The sequence below is a fragment of the Bradyrhizobium tropiciagri genome (genome assembly GCF_018130505.1).
GTDB lineage: Bacteria > Pseudomonadota > Alphaproteobacteria > Rhizobiales > Xanthobacteraceae > Bradyrhizobium > Bradyrhizobium tropiciagri_B.
The window spans coordinates 16938-39639 of the sequence record NZ_JAFCKH010000009.1 but is presented as its reverse complement, the minus strand read 5'-3'; the positions used below and the strand labels follow the sequence as shown (position 1 = coordinate 39639).

General features: G+C 65.1%; 27 protein-coding genes. 16 read left to right on the top strand and 11 right to left on the bottom strand.

Annotation, left to right across the window (positions count from 1 at the left end):
* The first annotated feature begins 1 nt into the window (after position 1).
* The 4 genes from fliG to flbD are packed head-to-tail and all read left to right on the top strand — an operon-like array spanning position 2 to position 3519.
* Positions 2-1087: a flagellar motor switch protein FliG gene (fliG, locus tag JQ633_RS22720; RefSeq protein WP_211987311.1), complete on the top strand. Its 1086-nt coding sequence runs from the start codon at positions 2-4 to the stop codon at positions 1085-1087.
* Positions 1087-1710, top strand: coding sequence for a FliH/SctL family protein (gene fliH, locus JQ633_RS22715; protein WP_211987310.1), 624 nt, complete (start codon positions 1087-1089; stop codon positions 1708-1710). The genes fliG and fliH overlap by 1 nt, the downstream gene beginning before the upstream one ends.
* Before the next feature lie 19 nt (positions 1711-1729).
* Complete coding sequence (gene fliN, locus JQ633_RS22710; protein WP_211987309.1) at positions 1730-2080, top strand: flagellar motor switch protein FliN; 351 nt, start codon at positions 1730-1732, stop codon at positions 2078-2080.
* 53 nt (positions 2081-2133) lie between these two features.
* A complete protein-coding gene (gene flbD / locus JQ633_RS22705) occupies positions 2134-3519 on the top strand; it encodes a sigma-54-dependent transcriptional regulator FlbD (RefSeq protein ID WP_211987308.1) in 1386 nt (461 codons plus the stop codon).
* Between the two features lie 50 nt (positions 3520-3569).
* On the opposite strand, the gene JQ633_RS22700 is transcribed toward flbD, so the two are convergent.
* From JQ633_RS22700 to JQ633_RS22690, 3 genes are all read right to left on the bottom strand, one after another.
* Positions 3570-3725, bottom strand: coding sequence for a hypothetical protein (locus tag JQ633_RS22700; RefSeq protein WP_211987307.1), 156 nt, complete (start codon positions 3723-3725; stop codon positions 3570-3572).
* A gap of 244 nt (positions 3726-3969) precedes the next feature.
* Positions 3970-4281, bottom strand: a complete 312-nt coding sequence (locus tag JQ633_RS22695) for a hypothetical protein (protein WP_249159565.1) — start codon at positions 4279-4281, stop codon at positions 3970-3972.
* A 221-nt stretch (positions 4282-4502) separates the two neighbouring features.
* Positions 4503-5051: a hypothetical protein gene (locus tag JQ633_RS22690; RefSeq protein ID WP_211987305.1), complete on the bottom strand. Its 549-nt coding sequence runs from the start codon at positions 5049-5051 to the stop codon at positions 4503-4505.
* Between the two features lie 317 nt (positions 5052-5368).
* On the opposite strand from JQ633_RS22690, the gene JQ633_RS22685 reads away from it, so the two are divergent.
* Entirely contained in the window at positions 5369-6415 is a 1047-nt protein-coding gene (locus tag JQ633_RS22685; protein ID WP_249159564.1) for an AraC family transcriptional regulator, read from the top strand.
* 245 nt (positions 6416-6660) lie between these two features.
* On the opposite strand, the gene JQ633_RS22680 is transcribed toward JQ633_RS22685, so the two are convergent.
* The 6 genes from JQ633_RS22680 to JQ633_RS22655 all read right to left on the bottom strand — a co-directional run bounded on the left by JQ633_RS22680 (position 6661) and on the right by JQ633_RS22655 (position 12637).
* The gene (locus JQ633_RS22680) at positions 6661-7251 is read right to left on the bottom strand and encodes a flavin reductase family protein (protein WP_211987304.1); all 591 of its coding nucleotides are present in this window, start codon (positions 7249-7251) and stop codon (positions 6661-6663) included.
* 7 nt (positions 7252-7258) lie between these two features.
* Positions 7259-8104: an ATP-binding cassette domain-containing protein gene (locus tag JQ633_RS22675; protein WP_211987303.1), complete on the bottom strand. Its 846-nt coding sequence runs from the start codon at positions 8102-8104 to the stop codon at positions 7259-7261.
* A 9-nt stretch (positions 8105-8113) separates the two neighbouring features.
* Positions 8114-8920, bottom strand: a complete 807-nt coding sequence (locus JQ633_RS22670; protein ID WP_211987302.1) for an ABC transporter permease subunit — start codon at positions 8918-8920, stop codon at positions 8114-8116.
* Positions 8917-10098: an FMNH2-dependent alkanesulfonate monooxygenase gene (gene ssuD / locus JQ633_RS22665; protein WP_211987301.1), complete on the bottom strand. Its 1182-nt coding sequence runs from the start codon at positions 10096-10098 to the stop codon at positions 8917-8919. The genes JQ633_RS22670 and ssuD overlap by 4 nt, the downstream gene beginning before the upstream one ends.
* Before the next feature lie 167 nt (positions 10099-10265).
* A complete protein-coding gene (locus tag JQ633_RS22660; RefSeq protein ID WP_211987300.1) occupies positions 10266-11216 on the bottom strand; it encodes a sulfonate ABC transporter substrate-binding protein in 951 nt (316 codons plus the stop codon).
* Between the two features lie 215 nt (positions 11217-11431).
* Positions 11432-12637: an LLM class flavin-dependent oxidoreductase gene (locus JQ633_RS22655; protein ID WP_211987299.1), complete on the bottom strand. Its 1206-nt coding sequence runs from the start codon at positions 12635-12637 to the stop codon at positions 11432-11434.
* A 304-nt stretch (positions 12638-12941) separates the two neighbouring features.
* Between JQ633_RS22655 and napE the strand changes: the two genes are divergently transcribed.
* The 11 genes from napE (at position 12942) to JQ633_RS22600 (ending at position 21350) form a co-directional block, all read left to right on the top strand.
* The gene (gene napE, locus JQ633_RS22650) at positions 12942-13121 is read left to right on the top strand and encodes a periplasmic nitrate reductase, NapE protein (RefSeq protein ID WP_211987298.1); all 180 of its coding nucleotides are present in this window, start codon (positions 12942-12944) and stop codon (positions 13119-13121) included.
* 19 nt (positions 13122-13140) lie between these two features.
* Positions 13141-13467 (top strand): chaperone NapD, encoded by a 327-nt coding sequence (locus JQ633_RS22645; protein ID WP_211987297.1) that lies wholly within the window; start codon positions 13141-13143, stop codon positions 13465-13467.
* Between the two features lie 30 nt (positions 13468-13497).
* Positions 13498-16008, top strand: a complete 2511-nt coding sequence (gene napA / locus JQ633_RS22640; RefSeq protein WP_211987296.1) for a nitrate reductase catalytic subunit NapA — start codon at positions 13498-13500, stop codon at positions 16006-16008.
* The gene (locus JQ633_RS22635) at positions 15975-16475 is read left to right on the top strand and encodes a nitrate reductase cytochrome c-type subunit (RefSeq protein ID WP_211987295.1); all 501 of its coding nucleotides are present in this window, start codon (positions 15975-15977) and stop codon (positions 16473-16475) included. The genes napA and JQ633_RS22635 overlap by 34 nt, the downstream gene beginning before the upstream one ends.
* A complete protein-coding gene (locus JQ633_RS22630; protein WP_211987294.1) occupies positions 16472-17110 on the top strand; it encodes a NapC/NirT family cytochrome c in 639 nt (212 codons plus the stop codon). Before JQ633_RS22635 ends, JQ633_RS22630 begins: the two co-directional genes overlap by 4 nt.
* Positions 17111-17221: 111 nt before the next feature.
* Positions 17222-18331 (top strand): ATP-dependent DNA helicase, encoded by a 1110-nt coding sequence (locus JQ633_RS22625; RefSeq protein WP_211987293.1) that lies wholly within the window; start codon positions 17222-17224, stop codon positions 18329-18331.
* 320 nt (positions 18332-18651) lie between these two features.
* A complete protein-coding gene (msrA, locus tag JQ633_RS22620; RefSeq protein WP_211987292.1) occupies positions 18652-19371 on the top strand; it encodes a peptide-methionine (S)-S-oxide reductase MsrA in 720 nt (239 codons plus the stop codon).
* A 118-nt stretch (positions 19372-19489) separates the two neighbouring features.
* A complete protein-coding gene (gene msrB, locus JQ633_RS22615) occupies positions 19490-19903 on the top strand; it encodes a peptide-methionine (R)-S-oxide reductase MsrB (RefSeq protein WP_211987291.1) in 414 nt (137 codons plus the stop codon).
* Between the two features lie 155 nt (positions 19904-20058).
* Positions 20059-20436, top strand: a complete 378-nt coding sequence (locus JQ633_RS22610; RefSeq protein ID WP_249159563.1) for a hypothetical protein — start codon at positions 20059-20061, stop codon at positions 20434-20436.
* Positions 20437-20672: 236 nt separating this feature from the next.
* A complete protein-coding gene (locus tag JQ633_RS22605; RefSeq protein WP_211987290.1) occupies positions 20673-20837 on the top strand; it encodes a DUF3309 family protein in 165 nt (54 codons plus the stop codon).
* A gap of 222 nt (positions 20838-21059) precedes the next feature.
* Complete coding sequence (locus JQ633_RS22600) at positions 21060-21350, top strand: hypothetical protein (RefSeq protein ID WP_016844322.1); 291 nt, start codon at positions 21060-21062, stop codon at positions 21348-21350.
* A gap of 99 nt (positions 21351-21449) precedes the next feature.
* Here the strand turns inward: JQ633_RS22600 and JQ633_RS22595 are convergent, their stop codons facing one another.
* On the bottom strand, positions 21450-22001 hold the full coding sequence (locus tag JQ633_RS22595; RefSeq protein WP_211987289.1) for a DUF4112 domain-containing protein: 552 nt from the start codon (positions 21999-22001) through the stop codon (positions 21450-21452).
* 131 nt (positions 22002-22132) lie between these two features.
* Entirely contained in the window at positions 22133-22570 is a 438-nt protein-coding gene (locus tag JQ633_RS22590; RefSeq protein ID WP_211987288.1) for a DUF5413 family protein, read from the bottom strand.
* Between the last annotated feature and the right edge of the window lie 132 nt (positions 22571-22702).

Below are 22702 nucleotides of genomic sequence, written 5' to 3'. Positions count from 1 at the left end.
CATGGCCGCAGTACCGCAGACCACCAACGCCAACGACATCGCCACCGTCCTGTCGACGCTGGCGAACCGGCAGAACGGCCGGCCCAAGGGCAAGCCGCTGCCCGGCCCGAAGCGCGCCGCGATCCTGATGCTGGCGCTCGGCGAGCAGTATGGCGGCAAGATCTGGTCGATGCTCGACGACGACGAGGTCCGCGAGCTGTCGGTCCACATGTCGACGCTCGGCACCGTCGAGGCCGAGGTGGTCGAGGACCTGATGCTCGAATTCGTCTCGCGGATGTCGGCCTCCGGCGCGCTGATGGGCAATTTCGACGCCACCGAACGGCTGCTGCAGCAATACCTGCCGGCCGAGCGCGTCTCCGGCATCATGGACGAGATCCGCGGCCCCGCTGGCCGCAACATGTGGGAGAAGCTCTCCAACGTGCAGGAAGAGGTGCTCGCCAACTATCTGAAGAACGAGTACCCGCAGACCATCGCCGTGGTGCTGTCGAAGCTGAAGCCGGAGCACGCCGCGCGCGTGCTGGCGATCCTGCCCGAGGATATCGCGCTCGACGTGGTCGGCCGCATGCTGCGGATGGAGGCGGTGCAGAAGGAAGTGATCGAGCGCGTCGAGCAGACGCTGCGCACCGAGTTCATGTCCAATCTGTCGCAGACCCGCCGCCGCGACGCCCATGAGGTGATGGCCGAGATCTTCAACAATTTCGACCGCCAGACCGAAACCCGCTTCATCACCTCGCTGGAAGAAGAGAACCGCGAATCCGCCGAGCGCATCAAGGCGCTGATGTTCACCTTCGACGACCTGATCAAGCTCGACGCCGCCTCGGCGCAGACGCTGATGCGCAACATCGACAAGGACAAGCTCGGCGTGGCGCTGAAGAGCGCCAACGAGGAGGTGCGCAGCTTCTTCCTCGGCAACATGTCCTCCCGCGCCGGCAAGATGCTGATGGACGACATGGCCGCGATGGGTCCGGTGCGGCTGCGCGACGTCGACGAGGCGCAGGCGCTGCTGGTCAATCTCGCCAAGGACATGGCGGCCCGCGGCGAGATCACGCTGACCAAGAACCGCGCCGACGACGAATTGGTGTACTGATGGCCGCGCCCGCAAAGTTCATGTTCGATACGGACTTCTCGGCGCCGGACCGCACGCGCGAGCGCGCCGCGACCCCGGCCGAAGTCGCGCAGAAGATCGCCGACGCGGAAGCCAGAGCCTACCGCGCCGGCTACGACGCCGCGCTGCGCGAGGCGAAAGTCGAGAGCGACCGCCGCGGCGCGCAGGCGCTGGAGGAGATCGGCACCTCGATCAGGGGGATCGCGGCGCGCTTTGCCGGCATCGAGACGCGGATGGAGACCGAGGCGGTCGAGGTCGCGGTCGCGGTCGCCCGCAAGCTCTGCACCGAATTGATTGCCCGCGAGCCGCTCGGCGAGGTCACCGCGCTGGTCAGCGACTGCTTCTCGCATCTGGTGGCGACGCCGCATCTGGTGGTCCGCATCAACGACGCGCTCTACGAGGCGGCGCATCAGAGCATCGAGCGGATGGCGGCGCAGAGCGGCTTCGAGGGCCGGCTGGTGATCCTGGCCGAGCCGACGATTGCAACCGGCGACTGCCGGATCGAATGGGCCGATGGCGGCGTCGTGCTGGAGCGCGCCGCGATCGAAGCGAAGATCAACGAGCTGGTCGGGCGCTATCTGGCGTCCCGCGACCAGGCCGGCTGAGGGAAATGAGGACTGAACCATGAGCGACACCGACGGACACGTCCCGCTTCCCGATCTCAACGCGGCCGACGCGCCCGGGATCGACGATATCGGCTACAACGAAGACGAGAATGCCTCGCGCATCGCCGCCGACCTGGAGGCCGTATTCGACGTGCCGGTGCAGGTCTCGGCGGTGCTCGGCCGCTCCAAGATGGATGTCGGCGACCTCCTGAAGCTCGGGCCGGGCACGGTGCTCGAGCTCGACCGCCGCGTCGGCGAGGCGATCGACATCTATGTCAACAACCGCCTGGTGGCGCGCGGCGAAGTGGTGCTGGTGGAAGACAAGCTCGGCGTGACCATGACCGAAATCATCAAGGCGGAACGCACTTAACAATTTGCCGGTAGCGCGCGGGACCTGCGCGACCAGACGAACAGGAGACTACCATGCGGCTTCTCATCGTTGGCACCCTGAAGGGCCAGCTCACCACCGCCACCAAGATCGCGATGGAGAACGGCGCCACCGTGACCCACGCCGAGACCGCCGAACAGGCCATGAACGTGGTGCGCGGCGGCAAGGGCGCCGACCTGCTGCTGGTCGATGTCGGCCTCGACATCCGCGACCTCGTGATGCGGCTCGAAGCCGAGCACATCCACGTGCCGATCGTCGCCTGCGGCATCACCAGCGACGCCCGCGCCGCGGTCGCCGCGATCCGCGCCGGCGCCAAGGAATACATCCCGCTGCCGCCCGACCCCGAGCTGATCGCAGCGGTGCTCGCCGCGGTCGCCAACGACGCCCGCGAGCTGGTCTGGCGCGACGACGCGATGGGCAAGGTGATCAAGCTGGCGCAGCAGATCGCGGGCTCCGACGCCTCGGTGATGATCACGGGCGAGTCCGGCACCGGCAAGGAAGTGCTGGCGCGCTACGTCCACTCCCGCTCGGCCCGCGCCAAGCGGCCGTTCATCTCGATCAACTGCGCCGCGATCCCGGAGCACCTGCTGGAATCCGAACTGTTCGGCCATGAGAAGGGCGCCTTCACCGGCGCCGTCGCGCGCCGCGTCGGCAAGTTCGAGGAGGCGACCGGCGGCACGCTGCTGCTCGACGAAATCTCCGAGATGGATGTCCGCCTGCAATCGAAACTGCTCCGCGCGATCCAGGAGCGCGTGATCGACCGCGTCGGCGGCACCAAGCCGGTGCCGGTCGACATCCGCATCATCGCGACCTCGAACCGCAATCTGTCGGAGGCGGTGCGCGAAGGCACCTTCCGCGAAGACCTGCTGTTCCGCCTCAACGTCGTCAATCTGAAGATCCCGCCGCTGCGCGACCGTCCGGCCGACGTGCTCGAACTGGCCCAGCACTTCGCCAAGAAATATGCCGAGGCCAACGGCCTGCCGGTGCGCCCGATCTCGACCGACGCCCGCCGCGTCCTGACCGCAAACCGCTGGCAGGGCAACGTCCGCGAGCTCGAAAACACCATCCATCGTTCGGTGCTGATGGCGCAGGGCGACGAGATCGGCCCCGATGCGATCATCACGCCGGACGGCGACCGCCTCGACCTCGCCAAGACCGCGCCCGCGGTCGCGCACGCCACGCTGGCCGCCGAGCAGGTCACCCGTGCGCTGGTCGGCCGCACCGTCGCCGACGTCGAGCGCGACCTGATCCTGGAAACGCTGAAGCACTGCCTCGGCAACCGCACCCACGCCGCCAACATCCTCGGCATCTCGATCCGCACGCTGCGCAACAAGCTGAACGAGTACGCCGACGGCGGCATCCCGATCACCCCGGCCGGCAATGGCACTCCCGACTATCAGCGGATCGCGAGTGCCGGCTGAAGCGCAAAACTGAGCGGCCGCCCGGCGCAACGCCGAGCGGTTGTCCCGCCTCAGGAATAGCTCGGCGCGTCGGGCTTGCGGAAGATGCGGATGGGATCGCCGGGCGTGAGGTCGCGGCCGGTGAACATCGCATAGGCATACAGCGCGAGATACCCGACGGCGACGGCGCCGACGAGATAGAACAGCCAGGCTCCCACGCGCTTCATCAGACCGTCACGCCTCCGAGATTTCCGCGGCTTTTAGTATGCCGGCCGGCCGCGCGCCACCGGCAACATGCCGCGCCGGGCCGCTGCAGGCCTCGCATCGCCGCCAGTTCTCCCTTGAATCTGCCGGCCGGCGGCATTGAAGGTGCGCAAATAAGGCGTCTGCTTCGGGTCGGAAGAGGACATTGACAGTCAACAAAAACGGAGACCGCCCGGAGGCGGTCTCCGTCGGGAAGAAGCCTTCCGCTCAGATTTCAACCTGGACGGCAAGATTGGAGCGAACCCAATCTGCTTGCCCGGCCTTCAGCCGCTTGGCTTGAAATTCTGTGAAAGCAGGGTCGCCCCCAAGTGATGCCAGGGTACGCCCATAGGCCTCGACGCTGTCGAAGCGAGCCACGAAGGCGTAGTTTCCGACCTCGCCGCCGATCACTGACCAATAGCTGACGTCGGCTCCATGTTTTCTCCAGAGTACCGCGGCTTCTTTTGCAAGCCCTATGACAGTCGCAAGATCGCTGCCGGGTCTTGGATGCGAAACGAATTGCATGACAACTGCAGGCATTATGACCTCCATTAAAATCAAGGTACGAAAATTGCCTGATGGGGTTCATTTAACGCCGGGGAGGGTTGCAAACCCGGCCGACTCGGGCTTGATCTGAATCAATGCCTTTTGCAGATGTGCAGCAGCCCACGCCTGAAGAGCGACCCTTCCGCGCTTATGGCGCTGCTCCACGCCACCGACTATCGCTTCGGTCAAGCTGACGCGGCGGCCTCTCCTGCGCGCTAGTCCTCGTAGCCGGCCGACGGAGTGGGCGGAAGGCGGGTCCCCGCATCTTCCTCCAACCGCCGCCAGTTCCGATAGTGATATGCGCCGTCCCATTGATGGACCGGCCCGTCACAGACGGCGCAGCGAAAGATCCCCTTCCCCGCAGTGCAGACCTGCACGGCTTCGTAGGCCACATTGCAGGACTCGCAGGCAAACGCGACCGTGCCGCTGCCTTCGGCCTTCTGCGGCACCGACTCTGGACCATCGCCCAGGTTGGTTGAAGCGGCGCTCCGCGCCGCCGGCGGAGGCGCGCTCGGGTTGCGAGCGACATCCGGCTCGGCTCCGGCTTGGGCCTTTGCCAACTCTTGCTGCTTTAGCAGCCGATCGATCTTTATCTTGACGCGGCGTGCCGCCAGCAAGCCCAAAACCGCCTGCATCTTGCCCGTGAAGTTGCGACCGCCGATCGAAAATGAGTAGCGCCAGATGCCCGCGGTCTCGCCCTCGGTGATCACGAAGCGAATCGACCGATGCGTGCCGCTCTGCTGAGCCCCTCCCTGTCCGGTCATGACCTCGCACTTTCGCCCGTTCGATCCGACGGCGATCGGCGTGCGCCCGGCCGCGGCCGATCCCAATGCGTGACCATGACCTTCATGTATTCGCCCCTTGCGCCGGCCCCGCCGTGTGAATTGCCGTTGAAGGTGGAAATCGCGCGGCCGCGACGCAATCGGCTAGATGATTGCCTCCGTTACGTCTTGTGATCCTGGGCCAATCAATTGCGAGATCTTGTCAAACCGGATTGCGTCGAGCTGGCGAGGCCGTTTGACATAGGTCAAGGTGCGATCAGGGAAGCACTCGACGTTGACCGGGAACACACCGGTGCCGAATGAAGACCGCCGAACGCCCACCAAGCGCCCTGCCATCGATACCAAGCGCCACCGGGGGGATCGCGCGCCTTGCATGCGCCCGGCTTCGGGATGCGCAGATTGCCCTCGCCCCGATCGTGTCGGCCGCGGGCCTCGCCATCGGCGACCTCGAAGACCCCAAGCGCCGCATCGACGCGCGGGCGCAGGCAAGAATCCTCGAGCTTGCTGCCGGGGAATTGCAGGACGATTGCTTCGGATTCCACCTGGCCCAGGGCTTCGAGCTCGGCGAGATCGGGCTGCTGTACTACGTCATGGCCTCGTCCGAGCATCTCACTGACGCCCTGCGGATCGTTAGCCGCTACAGCGCCATCAACAACGAGGGCGTTCGCCTGCGGACGTCGCTTGAGCACGGCTTCGGAATTCAATTCGACTACGTCAACATCGAGAGGTCGTCGGATCGTCACCACGCGGAATTCTGGTTGCTTACGCTCCTCCGCATTTGCCGCGCGCTGACCGGCGGCAGACTGGCCCCGACACAGATCAAGCTGAAGCACTATCGACGCGAAACCCCACCGGATGTCCGATCTCAACTGGGGTGCGACATCGACTTTGCAGCCGACAGGGATGAACTGCTGTTTCCTGCCCAGATCGGGGCATTGCCTGTCGTGGGTGCCGACTCGCATCTCAACAGGATGCTGCTTCACTATGCGGACGAAGCGCTCAAGAGCCGCGCATCGCGACGAGCCAGCCTGCAATCGCGCGTCGAGGATCAGATCGCCCAGTTGCTTCCGCATGGCAGAGCCAATGCCGCCGAAGTCGCACGGCGCCTTGGCATGAGCCGGAGAACGCTCGCGCGTGCCTTGTCGTCCGAGGGGCTGAGCTTTTCGGCCGTGCTCGAGGGATTTCGAACTGCGCTTGCGCGTCACTACCTCGAGGACGTCGAGCTACCGATCTCGCAAATCGCATGGCTGCTGGGCTATAGCGAGGTCAGCTCCTTCACACATGCGTTCGTGCGCTGGACCGGCCACACGCCACGCGCCTATCGCGGTTCGAACAGCGTTCGATGACGGCTGGCACGAGACCCCAAATTCCTGGCGCAGACGAGCAAGACCTGGCGGATCGTCGTCCGCTAGGCGAATGCCATGCGCCCGAACTTCATGCCCCAACTCGCATCTCGTTGCCGCCGCGCCTGGGCCGCGGTCGTCGGGCCCATGACGCGGGACGACTGGCTGTTCCTGTGTTCCATCCTCTGCTTTCACAGTCTGCTGGTCGCACTGATCTGGGTTCTCCTTATGAACTGAACTCGATCTCCCTAGCGCGGACCTCGCGCATGCACATGACGCGACGGCAGGCTGACTTCGGCCAGCCTGACGGCGTCCTCTTCCCGGTCGATCGCGACATATTCGCCGTGCCAATAGGCCAGCGCGGCGGTGCGGTCCGAGGCCAACACATCGAGCACGCGGCCGATGACGATGGCGTGCGAATGCCGTTCGATGATTTCCTCGACCTCGCAGTCGAGCGCGGCAAGCGCACCGGCGAGCAGCGGCACGCCGGAGGCGCGCGTGGTCCATTCGGCGCCGGCGAAGCGCTCCGCCCCTTTCAGGCCGCCCTTGCCGGTGAAGCGCTTGGCGATGTCGAGCTGGTCCGCGGTCAGGATGTTGACGCCGAATACCCCATGGCGCGCGATCAGCGGCCACGAGGATGCGGCGCGGTTGATGCTGACGATCAGCGACGGCGGATCGACCGACAGCGACGCCACCGAGGTCACCGTCATCCCCGAAATGTCGCGGCCCCGCCCGGCCGTGATGACGCTGACGCCGCCGGCCAAATGACGCATCGCGCCACGGAATTCGTCCGCGGAGATTGCCGGCGCGACGGAGACGTTGCGGATGACGGGATTCATGACGGCCTCACAGATCGGACGTGTCGTCACTGCCTTCGAGCAGGTGCTTCAGGATCTCGCCTTCCAGCGCCGCCAGCTCCGCCGAGCCGCGGCGGCGCGGCCGCGGCAGGTCGATGGTGACGTCCTCGGCGATCCGGCCGTCCTCGATGACAAGCACGCGGTCGGCGAGCGCAACGGCTTCCGCAACGTCATGAGTCACCAGGATCGCGCCAAAGCCCTGGTCGCGCCAGACCCGCTCGAGCAGCTGCTGCATCGAGATCCGCGTCAGCGCATCGAGCGCGCCAAGCGGCTCGTCGAACGCCAGCACGCGCGGCTGGCTGACCAGCGCCCGCGCCAGCGCCACGCGTTGCTTCTGGCCGCCCGACAGCACCGACGGCCATTGTTCGCGCTTGTCGCCGAGACCGACCTCGACCAGCGCGTGCTCGGCCCTCGCCTGCGCGTCGGCCGAGGCGCGCTCGCGACCCAGCCCGACCTCGACGTTGGACAGCACCCGCGCCCAGGGCAGCAGCCGCGGCTCCTGGAACATGACGCGGATATCCTGCGCACGCGGCTGCTCGCCGAAGGCGATGCCGCCGGCGGTCGGCTTGTCGAGGCCGGCGATCAGGCGCAACAATGTACTCTTGCCGCAGCCGGAGCGGCCGACGATCGCGACGAACTGGCCGGCAGGGATGTGCAGGTCGATGCCGCGCAGCACCTCATTGTCGCCGAACGATTTGCGCAAGCCGCGGATGGTCAGCGACAGCCCGCGCGCGGCATTGTCCGAGCCGCGCCGCAGCAGCTCGGCCTCCGCGATGAAATCGGCGCGCTGCACCGGCTCGGCGCCTGCGGACTGGAAACGAAGCACTTCTTGCATTCTCGATTCTCACTTCTTCTGGAAGGCGGGGTGCCAGGACAGGGTCAGGCGCTCCAGCGCCCTTGAGGCGCTGTCGGCGAGCTTGCCGAGCAGGGCATAGATCAGGATCGAGAGCACGACGACGTCGATCAGCATAAACTCGCGCGCCTGCATCGCCATGTAGCCGAGCCCCGATGAGGCCGCGATGGTCTCGGCGACGATCAGCGTCAGCCACATGATGCCGAGCGCAAAGCGCAGGCCGACGAAGATCGACGGCAGCGCGCCGGGGAAGATCACCCGGCGGAACAGCTCGCCATCGGTCATGCCGTAGATGCGGCCCATCTCGATCAGCTGCGGATCGACGGTGCGGATGCCGTGCAGCGTGTTGAGATAGATCGGGAAGAACACGCCGAGCGCCACCAGGAACAGCTTGGCCGACTCGTCGATACCGAACCACAGGATGACCAGCGGGATCAGCGCCAGATGCGGGATGTTGCGCACCATCTGCAATGTGGTGTCGGTGAGCTTTGCGGAAAGCTGCGACAAGCCATTGGCGAGGCCGAAGGCGAAGCCGATGCCGCCGCCGATCAGAAAGCCGATCGAGGCGCGCCAGAAGCTGACCCAGATGTTGCGGACGAGTTCGCCCGACAGCAGCAGCTTCCAGCCGGCCAGTGCGACGTCAGTGGGCGCAGGCAGCACGCGCGAAGGAACAAAACCTGTGACGCAGGCGAGCTGCCAGACCAGGATGATCGCGAGCGGCACGATCCAGGGGATCAGGCCATCGACCTTCGGCAATTTCGGTGCGCTGACGCGCGGGAGTGAATCGATCAAGCTCATGATTGCGATGCCTGTTTCTGCGGACGGTAGTCGTTTCCGATGGTCTCGCCGAACGGCCCGGTGTTGACGCGGATCGACGTCACGTTGTCCGGCTGCTGCAACGACAGCAGCGGGAACACCAACTCGGCGAAGCGATAGGCCTCCTCGAGATGCGGATAACCGGACATGATGAAGGTATCGATGCCGATGTCCTGATACTCCTTGATCCGCGCGGCAACCGTTGGGGGATCGCCGACCAGCGCGGTGCCGGCACCGCCGCGGACCAGGCCGACACCGGCCCACAGGTTCGGGCTGATCTCGAGCTTGTCGCGGCGGCCGCCATGCAGCTGCGCCATGCGCTGCTGGCCGACCGAGTCCATTCGCGAAAACACCTTCTGCGCGGCGGCGATGGTGTCGTCGGTGACGTGCTGGATCAGCTCGTCGGCGGCGCGCCAGGCCTCCGCATTGGTCTCGCGCACGATCACATGCAGGCGGATGCCGAAGGACAGCTTTCGGCCGCGCTGCGCGGCCACCGCCTTCACTTTCGCGACCTTCTCGGCGACCTGCGCCGGCGGCTCGCCCCAGGTCAGGTATTTATCGACGGTGTCGACCGCGACATCGATGCCGGCATCCGACGAGCCGCCGAAATACAGCGGCGGGCGCGGCGACTGCACCGGATTGAACAGCAGGCGGCCGTCCTCGATCCGGATGTGCTTGCCCTCGACATTGACGGTCTTGCCGGCGAGCAGGTCGCTGTAGACGTTGAGGAACTCACGCGTCACCGCGTAGCGCTCGTCGTGCGGCAGGAACACGCCATCGCCCTTGTTCTCGACGGGATCGCCGCCGGTAACGACGTTGATCAGGAGGCGGCCGTTAGAGACCCGGTCGAGCGTCGCGGTCATGCGCGCCGCGACAGCAGGCGACTGCAGCCCGGGCCTGACTGCCACCAGATAGCGCAGCCGCTCGGTCCATGGCGCGACGGCCGAGGCCACCACCCAGCTGTCCTCGCAGCTCCGCCCGGTCGGCAGCAGCACGCCGTAATAGCCGAGCTGGTCGGCGGCCTGCGCGATCTGGCGCAGATAGTTGAAGTTCACCTCGCGGCCGCCGATCGACGTGCCGAGATAGCGGCTGTCGCCGTGGGTCGGCAGGAACCAGAGGATGTTGGCGTTGGTTGAGTTGCTCACGTGCGCGCTCTCCATGCGACGTCGGATATCTGTTGGGCTGGCGAGATGTCGCTGCATGAAGCGTCGCGGCCGTAGGAGGCGCCGACGGTCGCGGCGACGATGCTGAGTGACAGCACCGCGCGCGCAATCCAGCGTCGAAACAAACGCATCATGGTGAAATCCCGGATGAATTGATGGAGCGATCAGGTCTGCGGATGGCGCCAGACGATGTCGCGGATCGCGATCTGCTTCGGGATCAGGCCGAGCTTGAAGAAGCGGTCGGCGACGCCCTGCTGGGTCGCGATGATGTCGTCGGTGATCGGCCCGACCTTGAACGCCGAGCGGTTGGCGGCGATGGTCTGGATGTCGAGTGCGATGCCGGTGACCGCGCTCAGCGATTTCGCCACCTCGTCGCGATGCGTCTCCGCCCACGCCGCAGTCGACGTCGTGACGTCGATGATCTGCTGCAGCAGCGCGGCGTTGTTCTTCGCGAAATCGCGATTGGCGATGTAGAACGAGTTGGTCTTGGTGACCTCCTGCGCATTGATGAGGATGCGGCCGTTCTGCTTGGTCTCGCCGATCGCGAAGTAAGGATCCCAGATCGCCCAGGCATCGATGCTGCCATTGGCGAAGGCAGGGCCGGCGTCAGGCGGTGTCAGATAGACCGGGGTGATGTCGGCGTAGGTGAGCCCGGCCTTCTCCAGCGTCTGCACCGTGATGTTGTGCGCGCTGGATCCCTTGGTGAAGCCGATGCGCCTGCCCTTGAGCTCGGCGATCGATCGGATCGGCGAATTCTGCGGCACCAGGATGCCCTGCCCGTTGGTGATCGGCTGGCCCGCCGCGTAGACGATCGCGGCGCCCGCGGCCTGCGCGAACACCGGCGGCGAATCGCCGACCGCACCGTAATCGATGCTGCCGACGTTCATCGCCTCCATCATCGGCGGGCCCGAGGAGAACTCGACCCATTTCACCTCGATGCCCTGCGGCCGGAAATGATCTTCCAGCGTCGCGCGCTGACGCGCGATGACCAGCACGCCGTTCTTCTGGTAGCCGATACGAATCTCCTTCACGCTCGCCTGCGCCTGCGCGCGCTGCGATAGCGCGACGGCCGCGGCGGAGCCGAGCGAGAATTTGAGGAATTGACGACGTTTCATCTGCAACAACTCTCCTGACGATCGCGCGCGGTGCGCTGCGATCATGCGATGCGAGAGATGATGGGACGTGCTGATGAAGCTGTCGAGCGCTGCACAAAAATAGCGATATCAGCACTTTCATGCGGGCATCGCGCGTTTCGTTTCTTTCAACGTGCCGATGACGTGTAGCGAATTATTTTCCTCACGAGATCGCGAGGCCGTTGCACAAGATTCGATCAGCCTGCTGCGGCCGACTTCGTGCCGACGCTGACTGCGAGCTTGCCGTAGCGATCGGTGAATGCTTCGGTGTCGATCTCCTCGAGCTTGATCGCGCCGGACAGCACGCCCTGCTTCCAGGCGTCGTGCTCGGGATCGTGCTGGAACTCCGGCATCACTTCCCTGCCGAACAGTTCGAGCGACTCGCAGATATGCTCATGGGTGTTCTTGCCGGCCTGGTTGAGCAGGATCACCTGGTCGATATGCGAGGAGCGGAAGCGGCGCAGCTTCTTGCGGATTGTCTCCGGCGAGCCGATCAGGCCGCCGCGCAACGCGGCCTCCTGCGCCTCCGGATTGTCGCGCTTCCACTTGTTGTACTCGTCCCACATATTGACGGTGCCGGGCGCGGGCCGCTGCCGGTTCTGCGACTGGCCGTAATAGCGCAGCGCGAACTGGAAGAAGGTGGCACCGTCGGCGCGGCGGCGCGCCTCCTCGTCGGTCTCGGCGCACATGAAGAACGAGACCAGCGCCATGTTCGGATTGATCTCGTAGTCGGCGAGCTTGTTCAGCCGCTTGGTGATCGCGTTGTAATAGGCGTGCACCCAGGCATGCGCCGCCTCGGCGCTGACGAACTGGAAGCCGAGCGCGCCGAAGCCATTCTGCCCGGCACGCTCGATGGTCGGCAGCTGCGAGCACGCCATCCAGAGCGGCGGATGCGGCTTCTGCACCGGCTTCGGCACCACGTTGCGCAGCGGGATGTCGAAATACTTGCCGTGATGCTCGGTGCCGACCTTGGTGAACATCGGGAAGATCGCCTGCACGGCTTCCTCGAACACCTCGCGCTTGGTCTCCATGTCGCGGCCGAACGGCGTCAGCTCGGTGATCGAGGCGCTCTCGCCCATGCCGAACTCGCAGCGGCCGTTGCTGAGCAGGTCGAGCACCGCGACCCGCTCGGCGACGCGCGCCGGATGGTTGGTGGTGAGCTGGAAAATGCCGTGGCCGAGCCGGATGTTTTTGGTGCGCTGGCTCGCCGCCGCAAGGAAGGATTCCGGCGCCGGCGAGTGCGAATATTCCTCAAGGAAGTGGTGCTCGACGACCCAGGCGTAGTCGTAGCCGAGCCGGTCGGCGGTCTCGAGCTGCGTCAGCGCGTTCTGGTAGAGGCGGAGCTCGTCGCCGTCGTTCCACGGGCGCGGCAGCTGCAGCTCGTAAAAGATTCCGAATTTCATGACGTCGCTCCCAGGACTTACGCGAGGCTTGCGCGAGACTTCCACGCGACTTCCGCGAGGCCTCTTGTTGTTGCGGCCAGTGTATTGCGCGGGCAATGGAAGTCCACCCTCCGTCAATTCCACTTGGCGGAAGGAGCGTCATGTCAGGCACAACAACGGGGCGCGATCGCCGATGCGTGCCGGCCGAATCCATCGCGCCGCCGGCGGCAATTCATTGATCTAGATCAGAGCTTTCCCGGGACGATTCGATAGCTGTTCCGTGAGGCAACGAGGCCTCTCCCCATAATTTGAAGCGAGACATCGCATGCCAGCCATGGGCGACAGCGCGAGGCCACGCCGAAGACGCATGGAGATCTTCGCGTTCCTCTTCCTGACCGCAGTCCTGATGCCCGCTTTGGCCGTCGCCACGGTGGGCAGCTACGGGCTCGCGGTGTGGATCTACCAGATGGTGGCGGGTCCGCCCGGCCCTCCGCCACCGCATTAGCGACCATCGGAGCAAGCCGTTGAGCAGACGTCACAACGCAATCGACCGTCGGACCTTGATCACCGGGCGCGTGCTGGCGGCGGATGCCGTGGTGCCGCCGCCCGGCGGCGAAATCGCCAGCATCCTGGTGCAGGCGCGGCCCGAGCGGCTCGACGCACTCGCCGCGGCGATCACCTCCCTGCGCGGCTGCGAAATCTTCGGCCGCGATGAGCGAGGCAAGCTGGTCGTCGTCGTCGATGCACCGGATGCCGGCTCGCTCGGCGCCACCGTCAACACGATCTCGGCGCTGCCCGACGTCTACTCCGCCTCACTCGTGTTCCATGCCGTCGATGCCGCCAGCGCCTGATCGACCGGCCTGCGGCGAAAGGAAATGTCCATGACCGCGTCCAAGCTCGATCGCCGCCAGGTCCTCAAGCTGGAAGCCGCCGCGATGGCCGCGCTCGCCGGAGGCATGCCGGCCGCGGCGACGGCCGCCAACATCGTGACCGAGCGCAACGAAGCCGAGCTGAAATGGGACAAGGCGCCCTGCCGCTTCTGCGGCACCGGCTGCAGCGTGATGGTCGCCACCAAGGAAAACCGCGTGGTCGCCACCCACGGCGACATCAAGTCGGAGGTCAATCGCGGGCTGAACTGCGTCAAGGGCTACTTCCTGTCCAAGATCATGTATGGCCATGACCGCCTGACCCAGCCGATGCTGCGCAAGACCGGCGGCAAGTATGACAAGAACGGCGAGTTCACGCCGGTCGGCTGGGACGAGGCCTTCGACGTGATGGCGGAGAAGTTCAAGGCCGCGCTGAAGAAGCGCGGGCCGACCAGCGTCGGCATGTTCGGCTCCGGCCAGTGGACGATCTGGGAAGGCTATGCAGCCTCGAAGCTGTTCAAGGCCGGCTTCCGCACCAACAACATCGACCCCAATGCGCGCCACTGCATGGCCTCGGCGGTCGCCGGCATGATGCGGACCTTCGGCATCGACGAGCCTTCGGGTTGCTACGACGACATCGAGGCCACCGACGCCTTCGTGCTGTGGGGCTCCAACATGGCGGAGATGCATCCGATCCTGTGGACCCGCGTCGCCGACCGGCGGCTGTCTGCGCCGCATGTGCAGGTCGCGGTGCTCTCGACCTTCGAGCACCGCTCGTTCGACCTCGCCGACATCGGCATCGTGTTCACGCCGCACGCCGATCTCTACATCCTCAACGCCATCGCCCATCACATCATCAAGACCGGACGGGTCAACAAGGACTTCGTCACCGCGCATACCGTGTTCAAGCGCGGCCAGACCGACATCGGCTACGGCCTGCGTCCCGACCATCCGCTGCAGAAGAAGGCGACCGGCGCCGCCAAGGCCAATGACGCGACCGACATGAGCTACGACGAGTTCGCCAAGTTCGTCGACGACTACACGCTGGAGAAGGCGGCGAAGATGTCGGGCGTGCCGCTCAACCGGCTCGAGGCGCTTGCCGAGCTCTATGCCGACCCGAAGACCAAGGTGGTCAGCTTCTGGACCATGGGCTTCAACCAGCACACCCGCGGCGTCTGGTGCAACAACCTCGTCTACAATCTGCATCTGTTGACCGGGAAGATCTCGACGCCCGGCAACAGCCCATTCTCGCTCACCGGCCAGCCCTCGGCCTGCGGCACCGCACGCGAGGTCGGCACCTTCTCGCACCGCCTGCCGGCCGACATGGTGGTGAACAACAAGGCGCACCGCGACAAGACCGAGAAGATCTGGCTGGTGCCGGAAGGCACCATACCCGACAAGCCCGGCTACCACGCCGTGCTGCAGAGTCGGATGCTGCGCGACGGGCTGCTCAATTTCTATTGGGTGCAGGTCAACAACAATCTGCAGGCCGGTCCCAACATCAACGAGGAGACCTATCCGGGCTTCCGCAATCCGGAGAATTTCATCGTGGTGTCGGATGCCTATCCGACGGTCACCGCGCTGGCCGCCGATCTGATCCTTCCGGCCGCCATGTGGGTGGAGAAGGAAGGCGCCTACGGCAATGCCGAGCGGCGCACCCAGTTCTGGCACCAGCTCGTCAACGCTCCCGGCGAATCCCGCTCCGACCTCTGGCAGCTCATGGAATTCTCGAAGCGCTTCAAGATCGAGGAGGTCTGGCCGGAGGAGTTGATCGCGAAGAAGCCCGAGGTTCGCGGCAAGACGCTGTTCGACGTGCTCTACAGGAACGGACAGATCGACAAGTATCCGCTCTCCGACATCGAGCAGGGCTACGCCAACGACGAGTCGAAGGCGTTCGGCTTCTACGTGCAGAAGGGCATCTTCGAGGAATACGCCCAGTTCGGCCGCGGCCATGGCCACGACCTCGCGCCGTTCGACACCTATCACGGCGAGCGCGGCCTGCGCTGGCCGGTGGTCGACGGCCGGGAAACCAAGTGGCGCTTCCACGAGGGCAGCGACCCCTATGTGAAGCAGGGCACCGGCTTCCAGTTCTACGGTCACCCCGACGGCAAGGCGCGCATCTTCGCTTTGCCCTACGAGCCGCCGGCGGAATCCCCCGACGATGAATATCCGCTCTGGCTGTCGACCGGCCGCGTGCTGGAGCACTGGCACTCCGGCAGCATGACGCGCCGGGTCCCCGAGCTCTATCGCGCCGTTCCCGAGGCCGTCTGCTACATGCATCCGGACGATGCGCAGGAGGCGAAGCTGCGTCGCGGCGACGAGGTCAAGGTAATCTCCCGCCGCGGCTTCATCCGCGTCCGCCTCGAGACCCGCGGCCGCGACCGGCCGCCGCGCGGCCTCGTTTTCGTGCCGTGGTTCGATGAATCCAAGCTGATCAACAAGGTGACGCTGGACGCCACCGATCCGATCTCGCTGCAGACCGACTTCAAGAAATGCGCGGTGCGCATCGAGCGGGTGGCGACATGATCAGGCCACTCCCCACGCTGCTGCTCGCCGCCGCGCTCACTGCGGCGATCGGCTCGCTTGCCGCGCAAACCGTCAGCTCCGGCCTGCGCGGCCCAACGCCGCTGAACGACGAAGGGCCCGCGCCGCCGATGGCGCCGACCCGCAACACCGCCGAACGGGAGGCCCGCAACTATCCGGAACAGCCGCCGGTGATCCCGCATTCCATCGACGGCTACCAGATCGACATCCGCGGCAACAAATGCCTGTCGTGCCATGCCCGCGCCCGCACCGCGGAATCGCAGGCGCCGATGGTCTCCATCACCCACTTCATGGACCGCGACGGCCAGTTCCTCGCCTCGGTGTCGCCGCGACGCTTCTTCTGCACCGAATGCCACGTCTCACAGAGCGTCAGCAATCCGCCGGTCAGCAACGACTTCGTCGACATCGACACGCTGCTGAGCCGCGCAGCGCCCGGTGGACGGCGATGAGCGACGAGGCCAAACCGCTGCCGCGCGAGACATGGTTCGGCCGGGTCAAGAGCTTTGCCCTCGAACTGTGGGGCGTGCTGATCCGCCCCAGCTCGGTGTTCAGCCTCGGCGTCCTGGTGCTCGCCGGTTTCGTGGCCGGCATCATCTTCTGGGGCGGCTTCAACACCGCGCTCGAACTGACCAACACGGAGAAGTTCTGCACCAGCTGCCACGAGATGCGTGACAACGTGTTCGCGGAGCTGAAGTCGACTATACATTTCACCAACCGGTCGGGCGTCCGCGCGACCTGCCCGGACTGCCACGTGCCGCACGACTGGACCGACAAGATCGCCCGCAAGATGCAGGCCTCCAAGGAGGTGTGGGGCAAGATCTTCGGTACCATCGACACCAGGGAGAAGTTCATGGATCGCCGGCTCGAGCTCGCGGTGCATGAATGGGCCCGCTTCAAGGCCAATGATTCGCTGGAATGCCGCAACTGCCACAGCGCGGACTCGATGGACATCACCAAGCAGTCGCCGCGCGCGTCCACCGCCCATCAGCGCTTCCTGTTCACGGGCGAGAAGACCTGCATCGATTGCCACAAGGGCATCGCCCATCACTTGCCCGACATGCGCGGCGTTCCGGGCTGGCAGTAGCCAAGGGGCTCGGCCGCGGCCGGCCACCTTGCGCGGGCGGCCCGAATGGTTAGGTTGAGGCCATGAGTCGCGGCGGGTCTGGCCTGCCGGCTCTCCCCTCCACCGAGCCCCATGACCACCTTCACGCCGCATCAGGACACAGCGCTGCAAGCCGTCGCCGACTGGCTGAAGGCCAAGCCCGGCCAGGGCGACACGCCGCAGGTGTTCCGCCTGTTCGGCTATGCCGGAACCGGCAAGACCACGCTGGCCCGTCACATCGCCGAGGCCGTCGATGGCGAGGTGAAGTTCGCGGCGTTCACCGGCAAGGCGGCGCTGGTGATGCGCAACAAGGGCTGCGACAACGCCTCCACCATCCACTCGCTGATCTACCGCGCCCGCGAATCCGGCGTCGAGCAGCCGAGCTTCGAGCTGTGGGACGACGCGCCGGCCTCGAAGGCCAAGCTGATCGTGATCGACGAATGCTCGATGGTCGATGCCGAGCTCGGCCGCGACCTGATGTCGTTCGACTGCCCGCTGCTGGTGCTGGGCGATCCCGCGCAATTGCCGCCGATCCAGGGCGGCGGCTTCTTCACCGATGCCGAGCCGGACGCGATGCTGACCGAGGTGCACCGCCAGGCGCAGGACGATCCGATCGTGCGGATGTCGATGGACATCCGGGAGGGCCGCGAACTCGAGGTCGGCCGCCACGGCGAGAGCGAAGTAGTCTCGCGCAAGGAGCTCGATCCGGACCGCGTGATGGGCGCCGACCAGGTGCTGGTCGGCCGCAACAACACCCGCCGCGCCTACAACATGCGGGTGCGGCAGCGCCAGCACATCGAGGATCCGCTCCCCGTCGCCGGCGACAAGCTGGTCTGCCTGCGCAACAACCGCAAGAAGGGCCTGTTCAACGGCGGGCTGTGGCGGGTCAAGGCGCGGGCGCAGTCGAAGTCCAAGATCATCACCATGCGCGTGATGCCGGACGAGGATTTCGGCCACAAAGTGACCAAGGTCTCGGTGCGCGGCGAATGCTTCGACGGTGGCATCGAGGGCATCCCGTGGGAACAGCGCAAGCCCTACGACGAGTTCGACTACGGCTACGTGCTGACCGTGCACAAGTCGCAGGGCTCGCAATGGGACGACGTCGTGCTGTTCGACGAGAGTTTTGCATTCCAGGACTCGCGCGCACGGTGGCTGTACACGGGGATCACGCGGGCGGCGAAAAGGTTGAGCATCGTGGTGTGACGGCTCGCGCATTAGGCTGCGCGAGAACCACCCACGGTGTCGTCCCGGCGAAAGCCGGGACCCATAACCACAGGGTCAGGTTATCGAAACGAGCTGTGGCCCCAGCGTTGCGCAACAACAACTTTCGGTGGTTATGGGTCCCGGCTTTCGCCGGGACGACGCGTGGAGCGAGCAGGCCTTTTCCTCACGAAACCGTGTCGCCGCCGCCGTAACAAACCGCCCCCTTCCCCGTATCTTGATACGTCGGAGCCAGCCGGCCCGATTGCAGATGCCGGCTTCCGCTCTAAACTGGCCCCCAAATGCGATCCCGTGAGGAACCCATGCTCAGCCGCTCCCTCAGCCGTCTCTCGCTGTGCGCCGCCGCGATCGGCGCGCTGGCCGTTGCCGCATTCGCCGTTGCGCCCTCGCTCGCCGCCGAGGACGCCGTGATCATCCCGCCGCCCGCGGCTGATGCCCCGGAGACCGGCGGCATCAAGACCGCGGTGCTGGCCGGCGGCTGCTTCTGGGGTGTGCAGGGCGTGTTCCAGCACACCGCCGGCATCACCAGTGCGGTGTCGGGCTACTCCGGGGGCAACAAGGCGACCGCCGACTACAACATGGTGTCGACCGGCTCGACCGGGCACGCGGAATCCGTCCAGGTCAAATACGACCCGCAGAAGATCTCCTACGGCAAGATCTTGCAGATCTTCTTCTCGGTGGTGCACGACCCGACCCAGCTGAACCGCCAGGGCCCCGACACCGGCACGCAATATCGCTCGGCGATCTTCACCACCAGCGCCGAGCAGAAGAAGGTGGCCGACGCCTATATCGACCAGCTCAACGCCGCCAAGGTGTACAAAAAGCCGATCGTCACCAAGGTCGGCGCGCTGGAGGCGTTCTACCCGGCGGAGGGCTACCACCAGGACTATCTGACGCTGCACCCGAGCCAGCCCTATATTGCGTACAACGACATCCCGAAGGTCGAGAACCTGAAGAAGATTTTTGCTGACAACTACATCGAGAAGCCGACGCTGGTGAACGCCGCCAAGGCCACCAACTGACGGAACAATCTCCGTCATTGCGAGCGAAGCGAAGCAATCCATATCTCCTTGCGGGGATAGAATGGATTGCTTCGTCGCTTCGCTCCTCGCAATGACGACATAACCTGGAGGAGTTTGAATGTCCGACACCAAAACCGACGGCAAGGTCACGAAGAGCGAGGCCGAGTGGCGCAAGGAATTGACGCCGATGCAGTACGCCGTGCTGCGCGAAAAAGCGACCGAGCGGCCCTTCACCGGCGAATACGAGCATGATCCGCGCAAGGGCACCTATGTCTGTGCCGGCTGCGGCCAGACCCTGTTCGAGTCCGACCAGAAGTTCGATTCCGGCTGCGGCTGGCCGAGCTTCTCCAAGCCGGCGGTCGAGAGCCATGTCGACGAGGAGCGCGATGTCAGCCACGGCATGATCCGCACCGAGGTGCTGTGCTCGAAATGCGACGGCCATCTCGGCCACGTCTTCAACGACGGCCCCGGCCCGACCGGCCTGCGCTACTGCATCAACTCGGCGGCGCTGAAGCTGGACGAGAAGAAGTAAAGCCCGATCGTCATGCGCGGGTTCTGCAAATAACCCGCCATCGCATCGAACATAATGTCAGCCCCGCGCGACCAAGAACCGGTCGCGCGGGGTTTTGTTTTGGCCGCGCCGCTCGCCCGCGCGCGTCAACCAAGGACAACTCCAAGGACAATTTGATGTCGTACATATCCAGAAAAGTTTTGCTCGGTCTCGGCCTTGCCGGCCTCATCATCACGAGCGTCGTGAGTGCGCCTGCCTTTGCCGCCGACAAGGTCTCGCTGTTCAAGGTCATCACCACCAAGGACGACATCGTGATCGGCCTCACCGATGCCGAACTCGCGCAAGTCGAGGGCCAGAATGCCGGCGGGCTGGCGAAGATGCTGGTCGCCAAGGGCTCGATGAGTGTCTGGCAGTACGCGGTCCACAAATCCGCCTCCGGCGATCTCGAACAGGCGCCGCTGCGCAAGGTCGGTCTGATTGCCAGCGAGTCCCTGCGTGTCGAACCCTATGCGACGCCGCTGAAAGTGCTGCCGATCGACGACAGCAAGAAGTGACGGCTGCTTCATCGTCATTCCGGGATGGTCCGAAGGACCAGACCCGGAGTCTCGAGATTCCGGGTTCAGTCCTGCGGACTGCCCCGGAATGACCGCGAACACATCACCGTCAAGCAGAGCGCAGCGAGATAACGACGAATCCAATCGGCAATTGACGCGGAATGTGCTTTGCTCTGATCGAGCGGGGCCCAAAGGCGTCTCGCCATGCGGCTGCCGCCCGTTCCGAGGAGGGCGCCATGTCGCTTGGACTAATCCTCATCATCCTGCTTGTGATCATCCTTTTGGGCGGCTATAGCGGCCGGCTCGGCGGCTATGGCTACGGGCTCGGCCACTCCGGAATGGGCCTTTTCGGGGTAATTTTGATCGTAGTTGCGATCCTGGCCTTGCTCGACAAGATATAACAGTCATAACATATTGATATAAAACGACTTTATACATCAGCTCCGGCGCTATGCGCGGATTCAGCATGTGCCCTGTCGGGCCGCTTCTGGGGTCGCATTTCTGTCAAATGAGCCTATATTAGAGGCCGAAATGACTTGTACGGCGTGCCGCCGAGTGCAGGGCGCCGTCCCCAAAAATCCCTTTCGCTGCGCCAGCGCCAAAAAGAGAAGAGGTCGTCGACCATGCGTCCTTTGCGTCCGTTCAACTACAATACGTCCGCCGAACTGTTCCCCGCCGCGATCCGCAAGAAGAAGCGGGCCGGTTTCGCGTATCGCCGTTTCGGCACTGCCGCCGAAGCCGTGCAGTTCGCCATGGAGCAGTTGCCGGCCGACTCGCTGAACGGCGCCTATCTGCAGGTCGAGGAAGCGCGTTTCGACCAGAACGGCATCCGCTCGTTGTATGAGAGCGAAGCCTTCCCGCTGCCGCGCCGCCCGCGTCCCGCCGCCAGCCAGACCGACGCCGACGCCGCGTAAGCCTTTAACCTCTCTTCTGACGAAAATGCCCCCGGCACGGTCCGGGGGCTTTTGTTTTTGGGCTCTCTATTCGGGGCTGAGCGCGGCGCGCTCGCCAAATCACAAGCGCGGCTGCTTGTCGAGCCAGCGCCGCAGCATCCGCACATTGCGGATGTTGGCGCGGAACATGACGTCGAAGGCGTCGCCCGCCACCGGCACGAGGCCGACCACGCCGTCGAGCGCGACATTGCCGAGCATCCTCGCGGTGATGTGCCAGGGCGCGCCGAGCAGCCGGGCCTCGCGCACCAGCCACAGCGAGATCGCGGTCGTGATGATGTCGCCGACCACGGGGATCAGGCCGATCAGCCCGTCGATGCCGTAGCGGACATTGGTGCCCGGCACGATAAAGGCGACGTCGAGCAGTTTTGCGATTGCCTCCAGCCGCGCCAGCCGCTGCTCGCGCGTCAGATTGCCGAACGGATTGGCGGTGGAGTTGCGGAAGTCGAAGTGCAGACCCTCGAACTGCGGATGCAGGCCGCCGCCGGACATCGCGCCATCGGCGATCTCCCGCCCCTCCTGATCGATGACCTTGCCGCGCGCCTGCGCCCCGCCGAACGGCGGCCGCGATCGGTTGCGATGGGGCGTGAAGATGTCGTCCTCGGGCATGGCCATCACATGGTAACGCCGGCAGGGGGTTCAAGTTGCGTCACATTACCACTCCGCAATGTCGTCCCGGCGAAGGCCGGGACGACGTGGGGTTGGTTTCGGATTCAGTTATCGCGGACCCGGAGGAGGAAAGAACGTCAATGCTGGGCTGAGGCCGGCGCCGCGGGCACATACAGCTCCTCGGCATATTTGTGCGCCAACCATGACGTGATCACGCCGGGGATGAAGCCGACCAGCCCGTAGAGGATGAACTGCACCGCGCCGCTTTCCGAGCCGTGCGAAGCGTAGGTCAGCGCCGCGCCGATGAACGCCACCACGCCGACCATCAGCATCCGCAGCACCGGCGGGATGCGCCGCACATGCATCAGGATGTCGTCGACCGCCGCGAACATCAGCGACGGCACCAGGCCGAACAGATAATTGTACTGCAGCGACTTCACGAACACGACGAACAGCTTGGTCACCTCGCCGCTGTTGGTCTCGGTCCAGTAGCCGGACTGGTAGGTGGTCGCCAGCAACAGCAGGAAGCCGCCGATGAACGGCCCGATGGCTGCGAAGATGATGTAGCGTTTCATGGCGTGCCCTTGCCAAAGCTGGAACGAGTTTAGCGCAGTCCCGCATCGGTTCTAGGGAAATTCAAAAGCCCGCGCCAATGTTCCTTTGGCTGAGGCGTCAGCGATATCCGGAAACAAAATCGCCCGGCTGGA

Coding starts and splice junctions, on each gene's coding strand:
- JQ633_RS22675 (WP_211987303.1), bottom strand. CDS start 8,104: ATGCAAGAAGTGCTTCGTTTCCAGTCCGCAGGCGCCGAGCCGGTGCAG.
- napA (WP_211987296.1), top strand. CDS start 13,498: ATGACCGCGTCCAAGCTCGATCGCCGCCAGGTCCTCAAGCTGGAAGCC.
- napE (WP_211987298.1), top strand. CDS start 12,942: ATGCCAGCCATGGGCGACAGCGCGAGGCCACGCCGAAGACGCATGGAG.
- JQ633_RS22690 (WP_211987305.1), bottom strand. CDS start 5,051: ATGACCGGACAGGGAGGGGCTCAGCAGAGCGGCACGCATCGGTCGATT.
- fliG (WP_211987311.1), top strand. CDS start 2: ATGGCCGCAGTACCGCAGACCACCAACGCCAACGACATCGCCACCGTC.
- JQ633_RS22625 (WP_211987293.1), top strand. CDS start 17,222: ATGACCACCTTCACGCCGCATCAGGACACAGCGCTGCAAGCCGTCGCC.
- JQ633_RS22680 (WP_211987304.1), bottom strand. CDS start 7,251: ATGAATCCCGTCATCCGCAACGTCTCCGTCGCGCCGGCAATCTCCGCG.
- JQ633_RS22685 (WP_249159564.1), top strand. CDS start 5,369: ATGAAGACCGCCGAACGCCCACCAAGCGCCCTGCCATCGATACCAAGC.
- JQ633_RS22635 (WP_211987295.1), top strand. CDS start 15,975: ATGCGCGGTGCGCATCGAGCGGGTGGCGACATGATCAGGCCACTCCCC.
- ssuD (WP_211987301.1), bottom strand. CDS start 10,098: ATGGAGAGCGCGCACGTGAGCAACTCAACCAACGCCAACATCCTCTGG.
- JQ633_RS22655 (WP_211987299.1), bottom strand. CDS start 12,637: ATGAAATTCGGAATCTTTTACGAGCTGCAGCTGCCGCGCCCGTGGAAC.
- fliH (WP_211987310.1), top strand. CDS start 1,087: ATGGCCGCGCCCGCAAAGTTCATGTTCGATACGGACTTCTCGGCGCCG.
- JQ633_RS22695 (WP_249159565.1), bottom strand. CDS start 4,281: ATGCCTGCAGTTGTCATGCAATTCGTTTCGCATCCAAGACCCGGCAGC.
- JQ633_RS22660 (WP_211987300.1), bottom strand. CDS start 11,216: ATGAAACGTCGTCAATTCCTCAAATTCTCGCTCGGCTCCGCCGCGGCC.
- JQ633_RS22670 (WP_211987302.1), bottom strand. CDS start 8,920: ATGAGCTTGATCGATTCACTCCCGCGCGTCAGCGCACCGAAATTGCCG.
- JQ633_RS22630 (WP_211987294.1), top strand. CDS start 16,472: ATGAGCGACGAGGCCAAACCGCTGCCGCGCGAGACATGGTTCGGCCGG.
- flbD (WP_211987308.1), top strand. CDS start 2,134: ATGCGGCTTCTCATCGTTGGCACCCTGAAGGGCCAGCTCACCACCGCC.
- JQ633_RS22595 (WP_211987289.1), bottom strand. CDS start 22,001: ATGGCCATGCCCGAGGACGACATCTTCACGCCCCATCGCAACCGATCG.
- msrA (WP_211987292.1), top strand. CDS start 18,652: ATGCTCAGCCGCTCCCTCAGCCGTCTCTCGCTGTGCGCCGCCGCGATC.
- JQ633_RS22600 (WP_016844322.1), top strand. CDS start 21,060: ATGCGTCCTTTGCGTCCGTTCAACTACAATACGTCCGCCGAACTGTTC.
- JQ633_RS22610 (WP_249159563.1), top strand. CDS start 20,059: ATGTCGTACATATCCAGAAAAGTTTTGCTCGGTCTCGGCCTTGCCGGC.
- JQ633_RS22590 (WP_211987288.1), bottom strand. CDS start 22,570: ATGAAACGCTACATCATCTTCGCAGCCATCGGGCCGTTCATCGGCGGC.
- JQ633_RS22700 (WP_211987307.1), bottom strand. CDS start 3,725: ATGAAGCGCGTGGGAGCCTGGCTGTTCTATCTCGTCGGCGCCGTCGCC.
- fliN (WP_211987309.1), top strand. CDS start 1,730: ATGAGCGACACCGACGGACACGTCCCGCTTCCCGATCTCAACGCGGCC.
- msrB (WP_211987291.1), top strand. CDS start 19,490: ATGTCCGACACCAAAACCGACGGCAAGGTCACGAAGAGCGAGGCCGAG.
- JQ633_RS22605 (WP_211987290.1), top strand. CDS start 20,673: ATGTCGCTTGGACTAATCCTCATCATCCTGCTTGTGATCATCCTTTTG.